The sequence below is a fragment of the Maribacter sp. 1_2014MBL_MicDiv genome (genome assembly GCF_001865655.1).
Classification (GTDB): Bacteria; Bacteroidota; Bacteroidia; order Flavobacteriales; family Flavobacteriaceae; genus Maribacter; species Maribacter dokdonensis.
In genome coordinates this window covers 3,088,760-3,108,556 of record NZ_CP011318.1, presented here as the reverse complement: position 1 = coordinate 3,108,556, position 19,797 = coordinate 3,088,760, and the positions used below count along the sequence as shown (strand labels likewise).

Annotated in this window: 12 protein-coding genes and 1 tRNA gene; 4 read left to right on the top strand and 9 right to left on the bottom strand. The window is 33.5% G+C overall.

Features of this window, described 5'->3' with window-relative positions:
• Positions 1–133: 133 nt before the first annotated feature.
• From YQ22_RS13060 to YQ22_RS13050, 3 genes are all read left to right on the top strand, one after another.
• Positions 134–493, top strand: a complete 360-nt coding sequence (locus YQ22_RS13060; protein WP_071341543.1) for a BlaI/MecI/CopY family transcriptional regulator — start codon at positions 134–136, stop codon at positions 491–493.
• Positions 494–1,975, top strand: a complete 1,482-nt coding sequence (locus tag YQ22_RS13055; protein WP_071341542.1) for a M56 family metallopeptidase — start codon at positions 494–496, stop codon at positions 1,973–1,975.
• Between the two features lie 505 nt (positions 1,976–2,480).
• Positions 2,481–2,633, top strand: coding sequence for a hypothetical protein (locus YQ22_RS13050; protein WP_058103604.1), 153 nt, complete (start codon positions 2,481–2,483; stop codon positions 2,631–2,633).
• On the opposite strand, the gene YQ22_RS13045 is transcribed toward YQ22_RS13050, so the two are convergent.
• Entirely contained in the window at positions 2,630–3,142 is a 513-nt protein-coding gene (locus YQ22_RS13045) for an adenine phosphoribosyltransferase (protein ID WP_071341541.1), read from the bottom strand. The two genes, YQ22_RS13050 and YQ22_RS13045, sit on opposite strands and share 4 nt — an antisense overlap.
• A gap of 75 nt (positions 3,143–3,217) precedes the next feature.
• On the opposite strand from YQ22_RS13045, the gene YQ22_RS13040 reads away from it, so the two are divergent.
• Positions 3,218–3,291 (top strand) — tRNA-Arg (locus YQ22_RS13040).
• Between the two features lie 32 nt (positions 3,292–3,323).
• On the opposite strand, the gene YQ22_RS13035 is transcribed toward YQ22_RS13040, so the two are convergent.
• The 8 genes from YQ22_RS13035 to YQ22_RS13000 form a co-directional block, all read right to left on the bottom strand.
• Positions 3,324–4,511 (bottom strand): glycoside hydrolase family 88 protein, encoded by a 1,188-nt coding sequence (locus YQ22_RS13035; protein WP_071341540.1) that lies wholly within the window; start codon positions 4,509–4,511, stop codon positions 3,324–3,326.
• Positions 4,512–4,520: 9 nt separating this feature from the next.
• Positions 4,521–6,098, bottom strand: a complete 1,578-nt coding sequence (locus tag YQ22_RS13030; protein ID WP_071341539.1) for a solute:sodium symporter family transporter — start codon at positions 6,096–6,098, stop codon at positions 4,521–4,523.
• A 94-nt stretch (positions 6,099–6,192) separates the two neighbouring features.
• Entirely contained in the window at positions 6,193–7,071 is an 879-nt protein-coding gene (locus YQ22_RS13025; protein ID WP_071341538.1) for an inositol oxygenase family protein, read from the bottom strand.
• Positions 7,072–7,222: 151 nt separating this feature from the next.
• The gene (locus tag YQ22_RS13020) at positions 7,223–11,257 is read right to left on the bottom strand and encodes a hybrid sensor histidine kinase/response regulator transcription factor (protein WP_071341537.1); all 4,035 of its coding nucleotides are present in this window, start codon (positions 11,255–11,257) and stop codon (positions 7,223–7,225) included.
• A gap of 61 nt (positions 11,258–11,318) precedes the next feature.
• Positions 11,319–13,217 carry a metallophosphoesterase family protein gene (locus tag YQ22_RS13015; RefSeq protein ID WP_083414258.1) on the bottom strand — a complete coding sequence of 633 codons (1,899 nt, stop codon included), beginning with the start codon at positions 13,215–13,217 and terminating at the stop codon, positions 11,319–11,321.
• Positions 13,172–16,162, bottom strand: coding sequence for a glycosyl hydrolase 115 family protein (locus tag YQ22_RS13010; RefSeq protein WP_198033482.1), 2,991 nt, complete (start codon positions 16,160–16,162; stop codon positions 13,172–13,174). Before YQ22_RS13010 ends, YQ22_RS13015 begins: the two co-directional genes overlap by 46 nt.
• A complete protein-coding gene (locus tag YQ22_RS13005; RefSeq protein ID WP_071341535.1) occupies positions 16,140–17,204 on the bottom strand; it encodes a phosphatidylinositol-specific phospholipase C1-like protein in 1,065 nt (354 codons plus the stop codon). Before YQ22_RS13005 ends, YQ22_RS13010 begins: the two co-directional genes overlap by 23 nt.
• Positions 17,204–19,768 carry a glycoside hydrolase family 3 protein gene (locus tag YQ22_RS13000; RefSeq protein ID WP_071342590.1) on the bottom strand — a complete coding sequence of 855 codons (2,565 nt, stop codon included), beginning with the start codon at positions 19,766–19,768 and terminating at the stop codon, positions 17,204–17,206. Before YQ22_RS13000 ends, YQ22_RS13005 begins: the two co-directional genes overlap by 1 nt.
• Positions 19,769–19,797: the final 29 nt, after the last annotated feature.

Below are 19,797 nucleotides of genomic sequence, written 5' to 3'. Positions count from 1 at the left end.
AATATAGATAGAACATTTTTTTGGACATATGATAATTGACATCAATTGAAAACTAAAAATTTAGTTAAATAACTATTTTTATAGTTGTATAACTAAAAAAATAGCTTAATTTGGATGTATCAAAAGATAGGTAATGGAAAAACTCACCAATAAGGAAGAAGAGATCATGAAAATTCTTTGGCGCTTAAAAAAAGCTTTTGTCAAGGAAATTATGCAAGAAATAACGGAAAATAAGCCACATTACAACACCCTCTCCACTATTGTAAGAAACTTGGAAGAAAAGAAATTCGTAGGATTTACTGCCTATGGAAAAACACATCAATATCATCCTATTATAGCCAAAGAAGCCTACTACAAAGCATATGTAAATGAAGACATGGTTGAATATTTTGACAATTCTTACAAAAACATTGTTTCTTTCTTTGCCAAAGAAGAAAAAATATCGGTAGACGAATTAAAAGAAATTATCAATCTTATTGAAAACGGAAAATAGATGGAAGCTTTTTGTTACTATTTGCTAAAGTCCGGATTAGTACTTGGTCTCTTTTTTATTTGCTATCAATTTTTGTTGAGCAGGGAAACCTTTTATACATTCAATAGATCTTTTCTGCTGTTAGGTTTGTTTACCTCTGTACTCTTTCCATTAATCTATATTACAAATACCATTACCCTACCCGTACAACACATAAGTGAGGCCACAAATAACATCATCTTGCCAAATGAACAAAACAATTTTATTGGCAACTCCCCATTTAATATTGCCCTAGCAATTTATGGTATAGGAGCCAGCTTATTTTTAACGAAATTCCTACTTCAAATTTATAAGCTTAGAAAGTTAATACAAAACGGAAATAAGAAGCATATTGATAGTATTAACCATATTGTCACAACAGATAATATAACCCCTTTTTCCTTCTTTAAAGCTATTGTTTACAATCCTAGTTTGCACGATAAAAAGGAACTTAAAAGCATTATTTCGCATGAAGAGGTCCATGCTCAACAAAAACATTCATATGATGTAGTCTTCATGGAGATTTTTTTAGCACTGCAATGGTTTAATCCTTTTGCATGGTACTATAGAATTGCAATAAAACAAAACTTAGAATTTCTAGCCGATACAGACAACAAAGAAATAAAGCTCAATAAAAAAGATTACCAATACATACTGTTGAAACAGGCTGTTGGTCAGCAAAATTTATCAATCATAAATCCATTTTTTAATTCATTAATCAAAAAGCGAATAGTCATGATCAATCAACAAAAATCAAAAAAAGTAAATGCAATCAAAAGTTTATTCATTCTACCTATGCTTGCATTATTTCTCATCAGTTTTAATACTAAAGAGGTGTATACCACCAATGAAAAAAATATTTCTGACAATACAATAGAAATACTTATAGACAAGAATACTACAGATGATCAGCTGGTAAAAATCAAAAACGACTTGATCAAAGAAAGCTTTGATTTTTCTTATACTACGGTAAGAAATAAAAATTCAGAGATTCAAAATATATCTATAGAGATAAATGGTGGAAACAAAAACAAAGGTGAAGTCAGTAGCCGATTTAATTCAGCATCTGATAACGACACTATTGATAAAATTCATATCATTATAGACACCGATAAAAACAGCATATTTATTAGTCATGTAGATGTAGCCCATAAGGTTACTTCAGCTAAGAAAACTAGTAACAGTAATAATAATAATCAGCAAATTTCAATTTCCACATCTTCATCTGGCGAGTATGATTTAAAAGTTTCTGAAGAAACCGATAATGGCTTCAAGTTCATATCTGGTAATGATAACAAAGAACCTCTATTTTTTGTTGACGGAAAAAAATGGGAGTCGAAAGAGGTATCAAATTTAGACCCGAATAAAATTGCTTCAATGAATGTTATAAAAGGGCTAAGTGCTCAAGAGCAATATGGTGAAGATGGAAAAAACGGAGTTGTTGAAATTACACTGAAAAAGTAAAATCTAAGAATGCGTCTCTAATTAAAATCTAAAATCCGAAGAACTATTTACTTCGGATTTTTTTTTTGACACATAATGAAAGTATTCAAAATTTGAATTTTCATCTACTTTTTCGTCTACAAAATAATCTTTCGATTAAAACCGCCCCTTTATTTCTTACAATTATAAATCAAATAATACCATATGTTAACAATTTGAATATAACATGTAGACATATTATTTAAATTTAAAATAGCATCCATCATTTAACTTATAAATACATAGTCAATTGTATTAAAATAAGATCAATTTCTTGTTTAGGGAAATAGACTATAATATCTTGGTTGAACATTCAATAACCAACTATTAAATCAAAATTATGATAGCCTTAATTAAACTTATAATCATCTTTATTTTCAGCTTAATTATAAATATGGTATTCTTATAACCTGTAGTTTAAGATGTAAGCATTAGTGTATTTTCTACCTTGTAGCATAATTATGTATTTTAGCATAAAACAGAAACCTTGAAAAATAAGTTCTATAAATTTATTGCCAAATTGAATAAGGCACTGCTTCCATCTTATAGTAAACAACGACTAGATTTATCTAAGGCCAGTAAGTTACAGATGGCAATCATTGGTTGGCGCTATTTTATTACCACCAAAGCACTAGATTAATATTTAAGTAAAGATTTTGCCTGATATTCCTCTATTTTAGAAATACCTTCAAGAAAGGTTAACTCTATCAAAAAATTACACTGTACAATAGTACCTCCCAGTTTTTCTACTAATTTGCATGCAGCACTTGCCGTACCACCTGTTGCAAGAACATCATCATGAATCAATACCATATCACCTTTCTGTATACTATCCGTATGAATTTCCAAAGTATCCTTACCATACTCTAAATCATAAGTTTCACTCAAGGTTGTAGAAGGTAATTTCCCTGGTTTACGAATTGGTACAAATCCTGCATTTAATTTGCTTGCTAGCAATGGACCAAAAATAAACCCTCTACTCTCCATCCCTACTACCTTGTCAATCTTTTGCCCGTTTACCAGTTGTACCAATGCCTCAGTAGTTTTATTGAGCATTTCCGGGCTCTGTAACAGCGGAGTTATGTCCTTAAAAATGATTCCGTCTTTTGGAAAATTGGGTACATCTCTTATAAAGCTTTTAAAATCCATTTAATATTCTCTTCTTAATTTTGTGGTAAATGTAAAAAGAAATATATTTGCACCCCGTTAAGGGAAACAAATAACGGCCTCGTGGCGCAACTGAATAGCGCATCTGATTACGGCTCAGAAGGTTACAGGTTTGAATCCTGTCGAGGTCACTACAAAAAGCTCCATTCTCATGGAGCTTTTTTTATTTTTTGTTCTTAATGCTAAGAATCAATTCTAAAAAGTAGTAATCTGCGTAGTTGATAGACACATCCATCTCATCTTTTTTAGGCCAATTACCCGTACTATGTTTTAAGATAAAAGGAGCTTCTATTTCAGGTGGCAAAAGATATGCTTCACTTTTTAAAGTTTTCAACACCTTTTTTGAATATTCCAAATAAGCTTTTTCATTAGTGAAATTTGCAAGTTCTACCAATGCAGAAGCTACAATGGTTGCAGCGGAAACATCCTTAATAGTATTTGGTATACTTGGATCATTAAAATCCCAAAACGGAATTCCGTCCTCCGTTAAACTATTATGTTTTAAATAGAATTCCGCCGATTTCCTTGCCTGCTCTAAATAAACCAGATTGCCAGTATATCTATAGCACATTGTAAAGCCATAGATACCCCACGCCTGCCCCCTAGCCCATGAAGAATTATCATTAAAACCTTGGTGCGTAACTTTATCTTTAACCTTACCGGTAACCGTATCATAGACAACTACGTGAAAACTACTATTGTCTTCCCTAAAATGATTTTTTAAAGTGGTATTGGCATGCTGCACAGCAATTTTATGAAATGTGCTATCACCCGATATTTTAGTAGCCTCAAACAACAATTCTAGGTTCATCATATTATCAATAATAACGGGATACTCCCAAATATCCTTATTAAAATCCCATGAACGTATACTCCCTACTTTTTTATTAAACCTAGTGCTCAAAGTAGTTGCACTTTGTATTAAAACAGATTTATAATGGTCATTTTTTGTTACTTCAAAACCTTCTCCAAAACTACAATACATTTTAAACCCCATATCATGGGTACCATCATTATATTTTTCTAGTTCAATATAATCTGTTGACTCCATTGCCTTGGATTTAAAGGCTGTCTTACCGGTTAATTTATACAATTGCCAGAGATTACCTGGGTAGAACCCACTTGTCCAGTCTTTTGAAGCCACTTTGAAAACCTTTTTGATTTTAGGGTCATAACTTCTTGGGATGGAAATGGAATCTACGGCATAATCTAAAAATTTCTGATATCGAATTTGCAGAAGAGAATCTGACGATATACGTAGTATACCTTCTTTTTTGTGAGGTATTTCTTTACAAGATAACGAAGCTAAAGCAATTAAAATACAAAAGCCTTTACACCATATTTTACCCATAGCAACTTATTAATTAGTACCTAGTAACACATAAATTACTACTGTAATTATACACAATATTATTGCCATTGGTCTTGTGTATTTCCATTCTTTCATTTCCACATAATCATGATCTTCTTCTTTAAATGGTTGCCTATTAGGATAGAAATAGGAGACAATGAACATTACCAACATATTCAAGACAAATTCTATTCCCCAAATATGCACAAAATGAATATCTACTTTTAAGATAAAGGTTGTTAAAATATAGAAAGTCAAACCTATGACCAAAGCCACTTTTGCTGCTGTAGCGGAGATTTTCTTCAAAAAGAAACCTGCCAACATTATTGACGCTATTGGTATAAAGAAAATTCCATTAAGCTGCTGTAAAAGTTGGTATAATCCATCTGGAGCATTTGCTACCATTGGCGCTACTAAGATGGCAAATACCGCAAGAATGGTCGATGTCAGTTTTCCTATCCTAACCAATTTTTTATCACTGCTTTTTTTACCAAAATGTCTTTTAAAAACATCTATACTGAATATGGTTGCAGCACTATTTAACACACTATTGAAAGTACTTAATACGGCTCCCATTATTATTGCAGCAAATACACCAACAAAACCAATAGGCAGTACTTTCTTTACTAATTCAGGATATATCATATCTTGATTATTGTACATAGAATCTCCAAAATAATAGAAGGCAATTACTCCAGGTAGAATTATGATTATAGGTACTAAAATCTTTAAAACCCCTGTAAAGAGCAATCCTTTTTGAGCTTCGACCAAATTCTTGGCGCCTAATGCACGCTGAATTATCGTTTGGTTCATGCTCCAGAAGTATAACTGATTAATGATCAAACCTGTAAAAAGCACCTCAAACGGCAGAACTGAATCTTTAGCTCCAATGACATTGAATTTCTCTGGACTATGGTTAAACACCTTTGACAAACCTAAAAACGGATTACCATCACCAATACCTACCAGTGCTATTATTGGTATTGCCAGACCTCCAATTAACAATCCGTATCCATTAATTGTATCTGAAACAGCTACCGCTTTCAACCCTCCAAATATGGCATATATGGATCCTAAAACACCAATACACACAACAGTTATCCAGAGCCCCTCTTCTTTTGATACATCCAAAACTTCAGATATATTAAAAATACTCTCAATGTTAATTGCTCCCGTGTAAAGAACAATTGGTAGTAATGTAACCACAAATGATATCATTAGAAATAAAGCAACCAAAGTTCTGGTAGTACTATCAAACCTCTTCTCAAGATATTCTGGTATTGTAGTCAGTCCCATTTTTAAATACTCTGGAACAAAATAGATGGCAGCAGCAACTAAAGCCAATGCCGAAGTTACCTCCCAAGCAATAATTATAAATCCATTCTTATAAGACGATCCGTTCATACCAATTAAATGCTCGGTAGAAATATTGGTCAATAACATTGAACCGGCAATAACAACACCGGTTAAACTTCTTCCGCCAAGAAAATAACCATCTTTAGAATCTAATTTTTCTTTTCTCAGTTTATACCATGAATAAATTGCTACAAAAGCTGTAAAGGCAATAAAAGTAATAGTGGTGTACATATGAATTTGGTTAGGTTTAAAATTAAAATGGAAAGCAAAAAAAATGCTCTAGTAAAAAATGCTAGAGCATTGGCAAACTCAAATAATAATGAAATTAAAAACTCAACTTTTCAGGTAAGTACTTTGCTACCAACTCTTTGTAATAAGGCAGTAATTTTTTAGCATCCGGTGGCACAGGCGCTTTTGAATATAGATCGTAGGGATTAAATTTTTTGACCCACTCAAACATTTCAATGTCCTTTGCGGTCATTAAGTGCGTGTAATCATTTTCTCTATGTTGAGAATAAAAAGAATGGTACCTGATCATATAAAGGGCAGGTTCCGGCAAGTAATCTTTCATTATTTGATAAAGATACTCATCATGTCCCCAACTCATCTTTACATTGTCCAAGCCACAATTTGGCTCGTAGATACCGTATTTTGTATTATATCTACTATCAGTAGCATCAGGATTTGCGTTAAAAAATTCCGGATATACTATTTTATCGGAATAAGCACACCCAACAGGGAAGGTATCACCTACTACAGCCCATTGTGGTTCACCGAACAAACAAAGAATTTTTCCTAAATCATGAATAAAACCAGTAAGCACAAACCAATCTGGATGCCCATCTGCCCTTATTGCTTCAGATGTCTGTAATAAATGCTGTAGTTGGTCCAAATCTATATCTGGATCACTATCGTCTACCAATGTATTTAGAAAATCAACAGCCTCCCAAATAGACATTTCCTTCTTATTGAACTGTAAAAATTCTTTCTCCTTTTCAACTACAAAATCATAGGTTTGAAATTGATGATTTATCCTATAAAATTCTTTGACCGTATCTAATCTTTCTGAGTCTACATAATTTCTAAACTCCTCTTTTTCTTTTGTGGTTTCTTCTGGATCAGGATATCTCTCTAATAAGTTATCTTCCCAATCATCAATATTATCCATAGGATGATCCTGATTGTTGTTCAACGCTTTTTTCATAAAAGTCGATATTAAAGTTTTAGAATAAGTTGATTTGTTGTAATGATAGTACCACTATCTACATGCAATTTATCATATTAATACAATAATTAGATGGATAATACCATCATAAATATGGATTACATGCCAAACAATAAAAATATAAAAGATTCTATTTCAACAATTTACTAGGAGGGAAACCAAATTGCTTCTTAAAACACCTACTAAAATAAAGGGGATCATTGAACCCTACTAAATTGGTGACTTCAGACACATTGTATTTCTTTGATCTTAATAGCTTAGCAGATTTCTTTAATCTAATGGTTCGTATAAATTCATTAGGTGCCAAATCCGTAAGCTCTTTTATTTTTCGATATAGTTTTGAAGAGCTCATACCTAATTCTTGACATAAAACATTAGTAGTTAAGTCAACATCATCAATATGTTCTTCAATGATGTTGGTTACTTGGTCCATTAGTTCCCTATCAATTGGAGAATGGGTAAGTAAACCTACCTCACTTTCAACTTCATCAGAGAACTTTGCTTTGAGCTCTAAACGGGTTTTAATCGTATTTACAATTACAGATTTTAACAACGAAGGATCAAATGGCTTAACCAGGTATGAATCTGCACCAACATCATAGCCTTTGACTTTATCTTCATTCTCAGATAATGCCGTCAGTAAGATTACAGGTATATGACTAATAAACTCATCATTCTTTAGTTCATTACAAAATTCTAGTCCGTCCATTACTGGCATCATTACATCTGCAACACATAACATTGGTTTTATTTTTCTACAAAGCTGCAAGCCTTCTTCTCCATTCTCTGCCTCGTACACCTTATAATAGGTAGATAAGTAATCTATAAGATATTTTCTTAGCTCGGTATTATCTTCAATGACTAAAATTTTATCTTTAATATCAGTATTGGTCGTCTTTCTTTTAATAGGAACAATCGTTTCTGGTTCACTAATTTCTTTGTTAGAAATAAATTCGAACACTTCTTTTTTTGAATAACTCTCTCTATGTATAGGAATTTCAACTGTAAACGTACTACCCTCATTGGGTTTACTCTCAACAACTATGGTACCCTTATGTAATTCAACCAAAGATTTTACAAGAGAAAGACCAATACCGGAACCCGTATTATTTTCTTTACTATTTGTGGCTTGATAAAATCTTGTAAATATTTTTTCTTGACTTTTTAGTGGAATACCTATACCATCATCACTTACTTCAATTACCAATGTATTTTCATCGTTCTCTTTAAGCTTAACAAACAAATCCACATGACCATATTTGTTGGTGAATTTGATGGCATTGGACAATAAGTTATATAAAATCTTATCAAATTTATCTCGGTCTATCCAACCAAAAAGATGTTCTACTTCGCTAATTATATTAAAATCTATTTGCTTGTTAAAAGCGAACTCTTTAAAAGAATCGAATGTATTTGTGGTGAACAATAATATGTCCGTTTTAGAAACTTTAAGCTTTAGTTCACCTGTTTGCGCTTTTCTAAAATCTAATACCTGATTGACTAAATTTAAAAGTCTACTGGCATTTTGATGAATTAAATTAAATCTACTTTTTTGATAGTCACTACTGTTCTCATTACTTTCTTCCAACAATTGTTTTGCTGGCCCTAAGATTAATGTCAACGGTGTTCTTAACTCATGAGATATATTGGTGAAGAATCTAAGTTTTTCATTGTTCAGTTTAATATCACGCTCTCTATTTACCTTTTCGGTAACCAATTCTTGCTTTAAGCGTAGCCTATTTTTCATTTCTTTTCTTATCAAATAAATTACCAAGACCAAAAATGCAATAAATAGGATCAAAGCTTGATAGGTTAACCAAAAAGGAGGCTTTATGATAATGTTATACGAATTTACATTACTCCAATAACCATCACTGTTGCTTGATTTTATCTTGAAAGTATATTCACCTGGAAACAGATTGGTGTATTGTACTGTTCGTGAATTGCTAGAAGTTGATATCCAGTCTTCATCAAAGCCTTCTAACATATATTCAAAGCTGTTCAGTTTTTCTTTAACGTAAGAAGGTGTAGAGAATTGAAGTGAAAAATTTCTGTTTTTATACTCTAAGGTTACATTCTTAATATCGTTTACATCCTTAAGCAATGGAATTTGACCATTGATTTCCACACCTGGTTCTATTACTTCATTTTGTATTTTAAACTCAGTAATTATAGGGGTTTTAGCTATTTTATTTTCACTTATAGCATGTGGAGAAAAATATATTATTCCGTTTTTACCACCTAAAAATATGTTTGAATCATCAAAATTGTAAAAACCACTAGAACTAAATACATCTAATCTATTACCACTTTTTACATCATAAATATTATGACTCTTTAAATTAGATTTCAACCTGGCAACACTATTACTATTCATGTTGAACCAAATATCACCGTTTGTATAAGTGAGCATATCTGTTATCCACTTGTCGGCAAGCTCAGAAGGTTCATCTAACGGCACAAACTTTTTGGTATTGAAATCAAATAAATTAAGTCCTTTTCTTGTTGCCGCCCATAAGCGACCTTCATGATCTAACATAATATCACTTACATTATCATGAAGTAAACCAGCATCTGAGGTTGACGATGATGTATAATACTCAAAACTATTTTCACCTTTTAAATAATTAACTACACCTGTCTCTGTAGCAAACCAAATACTGGAATCATTCTGTTTTACAATTTCATTTATTTGGTATCCCTTTAAAAATATCTCTGTATCTGTACCATTCTTAAGTTCTGTTGTATTCAATATCAGAGCCCCTTCTCCAAAAGACCCTACTAACAGCTGATCTTTTGCATATGTTTCAAAAGCAAAGATTGGCGATTGCTCAAAGCCGATATTGAATTCTTTTGATCTATTTTTTTTATAATCATACACCAATAACTTTCCGTTCCAAAGGCCACAGTAAAATGTTACCCCATCTATGGAATAAATGCTTGCTATATCTTTTTGGTTGTTATACAAGGGTAAAAAGGCAACTTCATTCGAGATAAAAAGTCCATTATGTCTTGTGGCAACTACAACTTTACCATCATAAGTTTTACTAAAACCTCTAATTCTTGGAACTTGATTATCAATATGTAGTGAAATATCCTTATTGCTATTAAATTGATTTTCAAACGGATCATACTTATCTAAACCATCTTCTGTACCGATCCATAACACTCCTGATGAATCAAAAAATAAGGCTGATACCAAATTATCTACCAAGGAAGTATCATCTGTCAATACTGAATAATGCCACTTATACTCACCTTTGGCAATATCTTCCAATTGATTACAAACTATTAAACCACCTAATGTACCTACCCAATATTTGCCATCATCTGCCTGTGTAACCGAAAGAAAATATGGACCTAACCCATCTCTGATCTCTGTATTTTCTATTTCCAGATTTACAAATTCATTTGACCCTTTGTTCAACTTATACAACCCTTCTCTGGTACCAATGAAGATATCTGACTTTGCATCTTCATATATAAAATTTAAATATGGATTTTTCTCTGTTGAATTTGGAAATGTAAGAGTATAAATATGTTTTTGGGAGATTTCACCCTTAGAATCTAACATTAATTTGGCTACACCGCCAGATTCGTAGCTACCGATCCAAATATTCCCATTTCTATCTTCTACAATTGCTTTTATGTAGTTGAAATTTTCAATTTGAACCTTTCTAAAAGTATTGGTCTCAACATTTAAGATATAGAGACCACTATTTTTTGTACCTACCCAAATTCTTTTAAACTTATCAACATAAACCGATCTTATTTCTCCTTCCGGAAGACTTTTACTATCGTTCCTATCAGGTAAATAGGTGTTAAACGTATGAGTATCCGTTTTGTATAATGAGAGTCCATCTCTGGTACCTATCCATAAATTATTAGAGTCCTCATCTAGAGCTAAGGCCGTTATATCATCATTGTGCAGTTTAGACCCATCATTAGAAGAGCTTAGGTAAGATTTAAACTCATAACCATCAAATCTATTTAGACCGGCAAATGTACCCAACCATAAAAATCCATGCTTATCTTGAACAATATGCCTAACAGCATTGTGGGATAACCCACTGTCATCATTATAGTGCTCAAATTTTATATCTTGAGCAGTTACGCTTGTTGCTAATAAAATGATTAAGATAAATATGCTGAAAACATTTCGCATGTTTTGTTATAAATGTTTGAGTTTGGTTAGTTATAAATGTACTAAAGCTACAAATAACAGTTTATTCTAGACCGTTAAGGCGTTTCTTTTCAATAGTCCCAGCTTTTACATCTATTATAAAATGATCTGATGGTTTTCCGTTACTACTTTTCTTAAAAATATATGACCACAATCTGTAAGCGCTATCATCAGATTGTTTTAATTGACTACATAAAAATTCGTACTGTTTTAAACGAGCTTTTCCAATATCGGCAAAGGCCAATTCATCTGCGCTTCTTAAGCGATAAAAATCATATATCATGTCAAAACCCGTCCAGGCCTTAAAATCACCTCTAGATAAATTGGCGCTATTAAAACTATTGTCAAGATCATCGTTTTGAGCCATTAAAAGCTCTTCACCTGTTTTATGCATAAAAGATTCAACAAATTTTTGAGACCAATCATTTGGCAAAAAACGAAGCCTAACCAATTCCTTTAAATGCCATTGTGTAAAATCTCTATAATTCTCAGCTGTTAAAATGTCTTTATTCCAAATTTCAGTAGTCTGCGTATTTAGTAAATAATTATATTCTTCCTCGTATAAGGAAAATAGACTATTGAATTTTTCAGCTTTTTCAATAACAACGGTCTTCACTTCAAACTTGGTTTTAGAATGTATCGTTAATACCTTATAACCAGGTGCGTATGCAGCTAATGACGGAGTTTGAATATTGTATAAAGTGTTACCTTTTGTACTTGTTCTTACACCAGTATCATTAATATGCATATGACCACCAAAATGAATTTCAATACCTGCATCTGCAAATAATTCTGCCACTTCTTCTTTTGGCACGCGGTGTAGTTGCATTTTCGATTCACCAAAAAAATGTTTCATTTCATCTGAAGCATTGTCATTAAAATCAACCATGGGATAATGACTAAAAGCAATTAAAACCTTGTTCATTTTTTCAGCCTTCTCTGATACTTTTTTCACCCAATCTATTAAATATCTTTTTTGTAAAAGCACATTATTGTATCCTGTACTTGCACTTTCAAAATCATTGATATTTTCTGATACGCCAGATAATTTATTTTTTGGAACATAAACATTGGCATCTAATGCCAATAGCCAAAGGCCTTCGGTTGGTTCTACTAGATAACTTGCATCTGGGTGTTTATTAAACGCATCGATCGCATAGGTTCTATTTTCCAATGAAGACGCTTGCTCTGCCTTGTTAAACGTATAACCTTGATAAGAGTAATCTGAAAATGGAGTTTCCCAATACACGTAATCTTTTTGTGGATAAAAACCAAAAGCAGCCATTTCATTTAAAATATCTTGGTATCCCCACTTTTGAATTTCCGAGGTAATAATTGGGGTAAGCCGCCCAGCTAAAGTATCCTTTATATTTTCAATTGAACTGGTAATTATCTGTTCTTTTCCCCCAATACCCAAAAAATTGGTTTTACCGGCATCATGCGTAAAGGGTTTTACAGGATCATGATTTCCTGTTGTAGCAAAAAATAAAATATCATGCTCGTCGGTATAGCGTTGTAAAATTCTACGCAAACCCTTAACGTGTAAGGGTTGGCCATCATCACTAAAATCACCTGGCAATGCAACTATTTTAATTCCCCTTTTTACAATGTCATCTAGCGCTTCAATAAAGGCAAAATAATTCTCATTGAATATTCTGGTAGATTGTAATTGTGCATTCATAGTACGAATGTTTACAAAATCACCGGTTTTAGGGTTTTTAATTCCTTTGTAATCTACATCTTCAAATTGCGCATAGATATCTTGAAAATGTGCATCTGCAATAAATGCAATTTTCACTTCTTCAAATTCTTCTTCCTTTCCAGTACCACAAGAAAGCATCAAAAATAGCAGAGCAACATACAGAAATCTATATTGCTGTCTAATTCTAGTTTGAATTATTTTTTGACCGTTTCTTTCGGAAAGGCATAGCTCTTTTTCCATCCTCCTAAATCTATCAACACTTGATCAATTAATACTCCAGGATCTACCATCCATATTTTCAATGTATGATTTCCTGCCTTATTTACAATTTGTTTTACCGTTTGTATTGATGCGTTTCTAAGCACATTCTGTTTCCATTCCCCACTTCGACCTTTGGTTTCAAAATTCACAAAAACCGGTGTAGCGTCATCAATAGCAATTGCACAGCGAACTCCTATTCCAGCAAATGGGGCATGAGTGGGTACCGCTTGTATATTCACATCTACCTCACCAAAATTAAATGTATAAAAATCATATTCCAAAACCGGACTATTCGCTTTTATTTCCTCTAGATCTACCAAAGGCGTTGCAGTTCTAGGCAGTGCAGTTATTACCTTATTGGTATAGCCCATACCTTCAAATAACTTCCAATTTGCCTCTTTACCTTCTTTCTTTCTTGTAAAGTTTTCGGCATGTATAGATACATAACCCTTATCCTCAACAAAACCGTTGTAGTTTTTTAATGCCTCGAATTTAGGATTGTAAGCAGATACACCAATGGTAGTAGTTTTCCCTTCTGAAATAAATTCAATAGCACTATTCACCTTATAACTCGGAGGAATCAACTGAAAATCGTGTCCTAGCGGAGCTTCTTTTTTATTCTCGCCTTGGGGAATTTTGCTCCAATCTATACTCACCCAAATACGTTTTTCCAAATTATCAGAATTTAAGGTTCCTTTATTTTCTGACAAGCGAATCCAATCTGATTTAGGTTTTGCTTCCCAATTAACCGTACCCTTACCATTTGCAAAAACATCAATATAATAAGCACTCTTAGTATAGCTATTAAAAACAGGAAGTACATCTGCATAGCTATTAATTACCTTATCATTAACCTCCATCTGATACCCTTCTAAAGCTAAACCTAAGCTAGCATTTTCGTTGTTAGCAACGCTAAAGGTTGCAGGTTTTGCAAACACCGGAAGAAAACGAGGAGCCATCGTCATAATATGGTTCCATTTACCATTTTTAAGCACTGTATTGTAGTAATCGGTCTCTTCAATGATTCGATTATAAGCTTCTTCTGATAATACGTTAAAAGCATTTGCACTTTGCCTACCTTGTTTAGCTGTAAATTGGTTCTTAAAACTATACAACCACTTCTGATTTAATTTAGAAGCACCAATAACCGGGTAATACACCAATTGATAAAAAGCATCTTTTCTATACATTGGTATATTGTTATAAATCTCCTCTGTAGTTTTTATTAAACTTTTATAACGATCAATACGCTCCGTAACCTCATCGCCATAATGAAACTGTGTTAATTCTGTTTCCCCTTCTTTAGTAACCGGCTCTACCTGGCTCCACGCCATAAACTCCGGTCTTCTTATATACGCCAATCGGTTATTTTCAAATAATACATTTGTAATTTCAGTTGCAGATTTTTCACCAAATTCACGCGAAGCCCAATTCTTAGTATGCTGTTTTACAGACGAACTTTCATTAAACTCATCCATATTCCAAGCCATATCTAAACACAGTTCAATGTTATACTCATGTGGTTTAATATCACCGCAATTTAAAATCCAAATGTCACGAGATTTAAGCTCAAATGCTTTTGACATTTCTTCCCACATCAAAACCGGATTGGTAGAATTCAACCATAAATAATCATGCGGTCTACCCCAATATGATGTATGATAATATACCCCGGCACCACCCGCTCTTTTTTGCTCTTGCGGATTACTTAATTGACGTATGTACCCGTAGTTATCATCTGTCCAAACCAAAGTGATATCCTCAGGTAATTCAAGTCCGCTTTGATAATAGTTCAACACCTCTTTATAGGGCACAAAAGCTTGTGGAATACTTGACGGGTCTTTCTTTGTCTCCTTAGCTAAAATGGCTCGTTGGTCGGTAATTACACGCTCCAACAAATGTACTTGTGCATCGGTATCATCTTCGCCAACGATCATGGGCGAATCATGCTCACCACGCATACCTGTAGTATAAATACCTTCTAATTTGGCTGTTTCATTTACTCTTTTGGTGAATAGCCTTTTTATGGTTTCTGAATTGGTATCATACCTATACTCCCCCATTTCATCATGTTTCCATTCCGTATTTATATTGCTAAGCATGGGTTCTGCATGCGATGTACCAATAACAATGGCATAATCATCTGCAACAAATTTATTCTCTGGATACGAGTAAAATGGTTTAGTACTAGAATGCATGGCAGGCCAAATAGTATTTGCCCTTAATCGTAATAACAATTCAAATACTTTGGCATAAGTTTTTGGACCTATATCACCAGTTTCCGGTTCAAAATTTAAAGCTGCCCATCGTTGTAATCCCCAATCTTCATCATTAAGAAAAACACCTCTGTACTTTACAGAAGGAGATTTTGAAACTTCTTTTTCCATAGTAAAAGAAAGTGACTCTTTTTTAGTCGGAGTTACATCTGCCCACCATTCCCATGGTGATACGCCTATTTTTCTGGAGAGTTCTAATATACCATAGGCTGTTCCCCTCCTATCACTACCTACAACCACTAAAGCTTTCTTAATAGTGGATGTTGGGTTTTCAATAATCTGAATACTATATCGTTCCCATTGATTTTCAATTTCAGAAACATCAATTTTACCAGCAGCGATCATGCTATCAATCCATTTGTTGCTACCAATGGTACCGGCAATTATTGTAGTTTCAGACCTACTATCTTTAGTGGAGACACCAGGTTTTTTCCCTGTGATGTTATAAACGTCAGTTGCAAATATGTTTGATGCTATAGTTACAACCTTTGCATCTTTCTTATCTATTAAAATAGAGGTAATCGCATTGTCTCCTGCAAGTGTAAAATCAGAAGTAGCTTGCTCTTGTGCCGCTAATACCACCACTTGAAAGCAAATGAGCATTACAACTATCTTTTTAATTAAGTTACTTTTTCTTAATTTTCTCATACGTTCCATCTTCAAAAATCACTTTATAATCAGAATCAAATAATGTGGAAGGCTTATAATAATCAGTAGAGATTACTTGCGCTCCAGATGCCTTTGCCTTCTCAAATTTTTCATAGCTATTTGTTCTCGCTTCTTTGGTACTGGCATCTGCCCTAGTACGAACCATATACCCTTTAGAAACCAGTTCTTTTATATAAGCCAACTCTTTAATTGGATTATTGACTATTCTAAAACCAGCTTCAGGATTACCTTCTTTGCTATTCACAAAAAGGACCCTACCCCTTAGCGATTCATGACCTTGTAAATAATTCTGAATACGCTCTTCTTTTTCATCCAATACGAATAAGAATTTTCCCTGTAAACTTTTTATGCTAGGCCAACCTTTTGATAAAACAGCTTTTTCCAGAGATTCAAAATCACCCCTAACAGCATCTGGAGTTATTAATTGACTTGCAGGTAGCACACTCTTTATTTCATCATCTAGCGCATTCAATGCACTTATATCAAATGCCAAAGGTTCTCTGGTTTGTGGTACTTTTTGATCTTTGGTATTGATAAGAATGATTAAAGGAGTATGATTTGGGTTGTTATCCGACCATTTTTTCAAGGCTTTTAATCCATCAGAAAATAACAAATAATGGCTTCTAAAGTCGATATCTTGAATATGAAACATTTTAAGTCCAGGCTGTATTAACTTTTCTTCCACATCAAAAGCTAAAGGTTCTTGACCAAGTGATTTTACTACTTCTAATCCTCTAGGGTTAGAAAAATGACCTCCTTCTGGATCATAAAAAACATCTAACTCTAAATTTCGCAAACCTAAGTTCAATTGTTCTTCTAAGGTAATATGGGTGTATTGCAAACTTTCCATTTTCTTTGGTTCAACTGTATGCAAGTAATCGTACAATGGTTTTTCAATCGCAATTTTATATGAGTTATGACTACCAATTACTTGAATATCGTTAAGAGATACATTGCTACTTTTACAGCTTACAAATGCGAAAACCATTAATAAAACCAGTGAAGAAATAAAGTGTTTCATTAGTTAATCTCTTTTGTTTTTTGAAGTCGTATGTCTTTAGAAGATGATCCTATCATGAATATATACTCCGCTTTTTCGAATGACCATTGCTTAGCAATTTCATCCCAATACTGCAGGTCATTTTTAGATACTTTAAATTCAATAGTTTTTGATTCTCCAATATCTAAGCTGATTCTTTCAAACCCTATCAACTTTTTAATAGGTCTGTTTACAGCTGAATTATTAACCGTATAATACAACTGCACTACCTCATCGCCATTAAAAGTCCCAGTATTTTTAATTGTTGCAGATATTAAAACAGCATCAGATTCAGACTTTACTTTTAAAGAATCATATTTAAATTGGGTATAACTTAATCCATATCCGAAAGGATACAGTACGTCTCCCTTAAAGTACATATATGTTCTACCATTAGACACCTCGTAGTCATCCATATCAGGCAAATCTAAAACCGACTTATAAAAGGTAATTGGCAATCTGCCCGCAGGATTATAATCTCCAAACAATACATCTGCAATGGCAGTACCGCCGGCTTCACCCGGATACCATGCATCTATAATTGCAGGCACGTTTTCATCTATCCAATTAATAGCCAAAGAGCTACCGGCAACCAAAACAACAATTAGATTTTTGTTCTCGGCATATATTTCTTTTAAATAATTGACCTGGTCTTTGGGCAACGCTAACGAAGTTCTATCGCGACCTTCCTTTTCAATAGATTTATTAATACCCATGACAGCTATCACATAATCGCTTTCTTTGGCTATTTGTTTATCCTCTTTATATAAATCGTCTGTAGTTGTAGGTACTTCCCAAAGCAACTGACAAATAGCATCTCCACCGTTATCAAAATACTCAAGCTTTATAGCGTATTTTTGACCAGCCTCCATATCTAATTCTACCTGGTCTGTGGTCATACCACGGTTGTGCCATTCATCCACTACCAATTCACCATTCAACCACATACGAACCCCATCATCAGAATTCACTCCAATCTTATAGACTCCGGAAAAGTTTGGGGTTATGTAACCAGACCAACGCATAGATTTATAACGAAAACTGGTGTAAGGATCTGGAGGATTATTTACCGGATCAAAATTTACTACTTTATCTACACGCGTTTGCGGAGTACCCTCTAAAAACTTGTTATTATAATATTCTCCAAACAAGCCAGATTCACCAGTATGTTCATTGACCAAATTTTCAGATTCAATCAAATTTAAATTTCTAGCTGCTGTTTTCCATTTTACATAAGTGACCTCTGCTTTATCACCAACTTTATTTCTAATACCTTCTAGAGGTGAAATGGGTTTAATTACGGGAAGACCACTATAATCTCCAAAAACAACCTGATTTGCGTTAAAACCGACAACCGCAATTTTGTCAATATCATTTACATTTAAAGGCAATATATCATTTTGATTTTTCAACAAAACCATAGATTGTCTTGATGTTTCCAATGCCAGTTCTTGGTGTTTTGTAGATCCAATTACATTTGGAGAAATTTTGGTATATGGGTTGCCGTCAACATTATCAAATATTCCTAATTTAAAACGAGCGGTTAAAACCCTTTTTAACGCCTTATCTATATTTACCTGGGACACTAGCCCATTTTCATATGCCTTTAACAGGTGTTCAGCATAAATATCATCTCCACATTCCAAATCAAGTCCACCTTCTAAAGCTACCTTTGCCGCCTCCTCTTTAGTAGTTACATATTTGTGTGATTTTTGAATATAGGTGGGTGCACCACAATCACTTACTACGTAACCCTCAAAACCCCATTCATCTCTTAGAACAGTATTTAACAGCCAACCATTTGCAGTACTAGGTACCCCATTTAAAGCATTGTACGCACTCATTATAGCTTGGGCATTTCCTTCTTGCACAGCCACTTTATAAGCAGGGAAATAATATTCACGTAAAGATTTTTCTGAAATATTGGCGTTGTAAGCAAACCTGTTTTCCTCTTGGTTATTGGCTACAAAATGCTTCGGTGTAGAAACTACCTTTAGATATTTATCATCATCGCCTTGCAAACCTTTTACAAAAGACATCCCTATTCTACTAGTTAAATATGGATCTTCTCCATAGGTTTCTGGAGTTCTACCCCAGCGTGGGTCTCTAGCCATATTAATGGTAGGAGACCAAAATGTCAATAGATCACTATACACATTCTTTTGCTCTTTACCTTGATTGTAGAAATTCCATTTACCCCTAGCCTCATCTGAAATAGCGGTTGAAACTTGATGAATTAAATTTGGATTCCATGTTGATGCCAATGCCACCGCTTGCGGAAAAACAGTAAATCGACCACCTTTTACTACACCATGTAAAGCTTCATTACCATGATAATAATTTTCTATTTCCAATCTTGGAATAGCCTCAGCAGTAGAAATCAACATAGAAATCTTTTCTTGGATTGTAAGCCTACTCATTAAATCAGCTACCCTTGTTTCTAATGGTAAGTCTTGATTTTTAAATTCCCATTGGTTTTGTGAAAAACCAGCTAAGGGAATCAATATAAATATTGCGAATAATGGTACAATTTTCTTAATCGACATAAATCGTATTTTGATCATCCTTCTCAGAC

What these genes read in the sequence shown, in the direction of transcription:
- YQ22_RS13005 (WP_071341535.1), bottom strand. Translation starts at nt 17,204, where the DNA reads ATGAAACACTTTATTTCTTCACTGGTTTTATTAATGGTTTTCGCATTT.
- YQ22_RS13035 (WP_071341540.1), bottom strand. Translation starts at nt 4,511, where the DNA reads ATGGGTAAAATATGGTGTAAAGGCTTTTGTATTTTAATTGCTTTAGCT.
- YQ22_RS13020 (WP_071341537.1), bottom strand. Translation starts at nt 11,257, where the DNA reads ATGCGAAATGTTTTCAGCATATTTATCTTAATCATTTTATTAGCAACA.
- YQ22_RS13045 (WP_071341541.1), bottom strand. Translation starts at nt 3,142, where the DNA reads ATGGATTTTAAAAGCTTTATAAGAGATGTACCCAATTTTCCAAAAGAC.
- YQ22_RS13055 (WP_071341542.1), top strand. Translation starts at nt 494, where the DNA reads ATGGAAGCTTTTTGTTACTATTTGCTAAAGTCCGGATTAGTACTTGGT.
- YQ22_RS13010 (WP_198033482.1), bottom strand. Translation starts at nt 16,162, where the DNA reads ATGAGAAAATTAAGAAAAAGTAACTTAATTAAAAAGATAGTTGTAATG.
- YQ22_RS13000 (WP_071342590.1), bottom strand. Translation starts at nt 19,768, where the DNA reads ATGTCGATTAAGAAAATTGTACCATTATTCGCAATATTTATATTGATT.
- YQ22_RS13060 (WP_071341543.1), top strand. Translation starts at nt 134, where the DNA reads ATGGAAAAACTCACCAATAAGGAAGAAGAGATCATGAAAATTCTTTGG.
- YQ22_RS13030 (WP_071341539.1), bottom strand. Translation starts at nt 6,098, where the DNA reads ATGTACACCACTATTACTTTTATTGCCTTTACAGCTTTTGTAGCAATT.
- YQ22_RS13015 (WP_083414258.1), bottom strand. Translation starts at nt 13,217, where the DNA reads ATGGAAAAAGAGCTATGCCTTTCCGAAAGAAACGGTCAAAAAATAATT.
- YQ22_RS13025 (WP_071341538.1), bottom strand. Translation starts at nt 7,071, where the DNA reads ATGAAAAAAGCGTTGAACAACAATCAGGATCATCCTATGGATAATATT.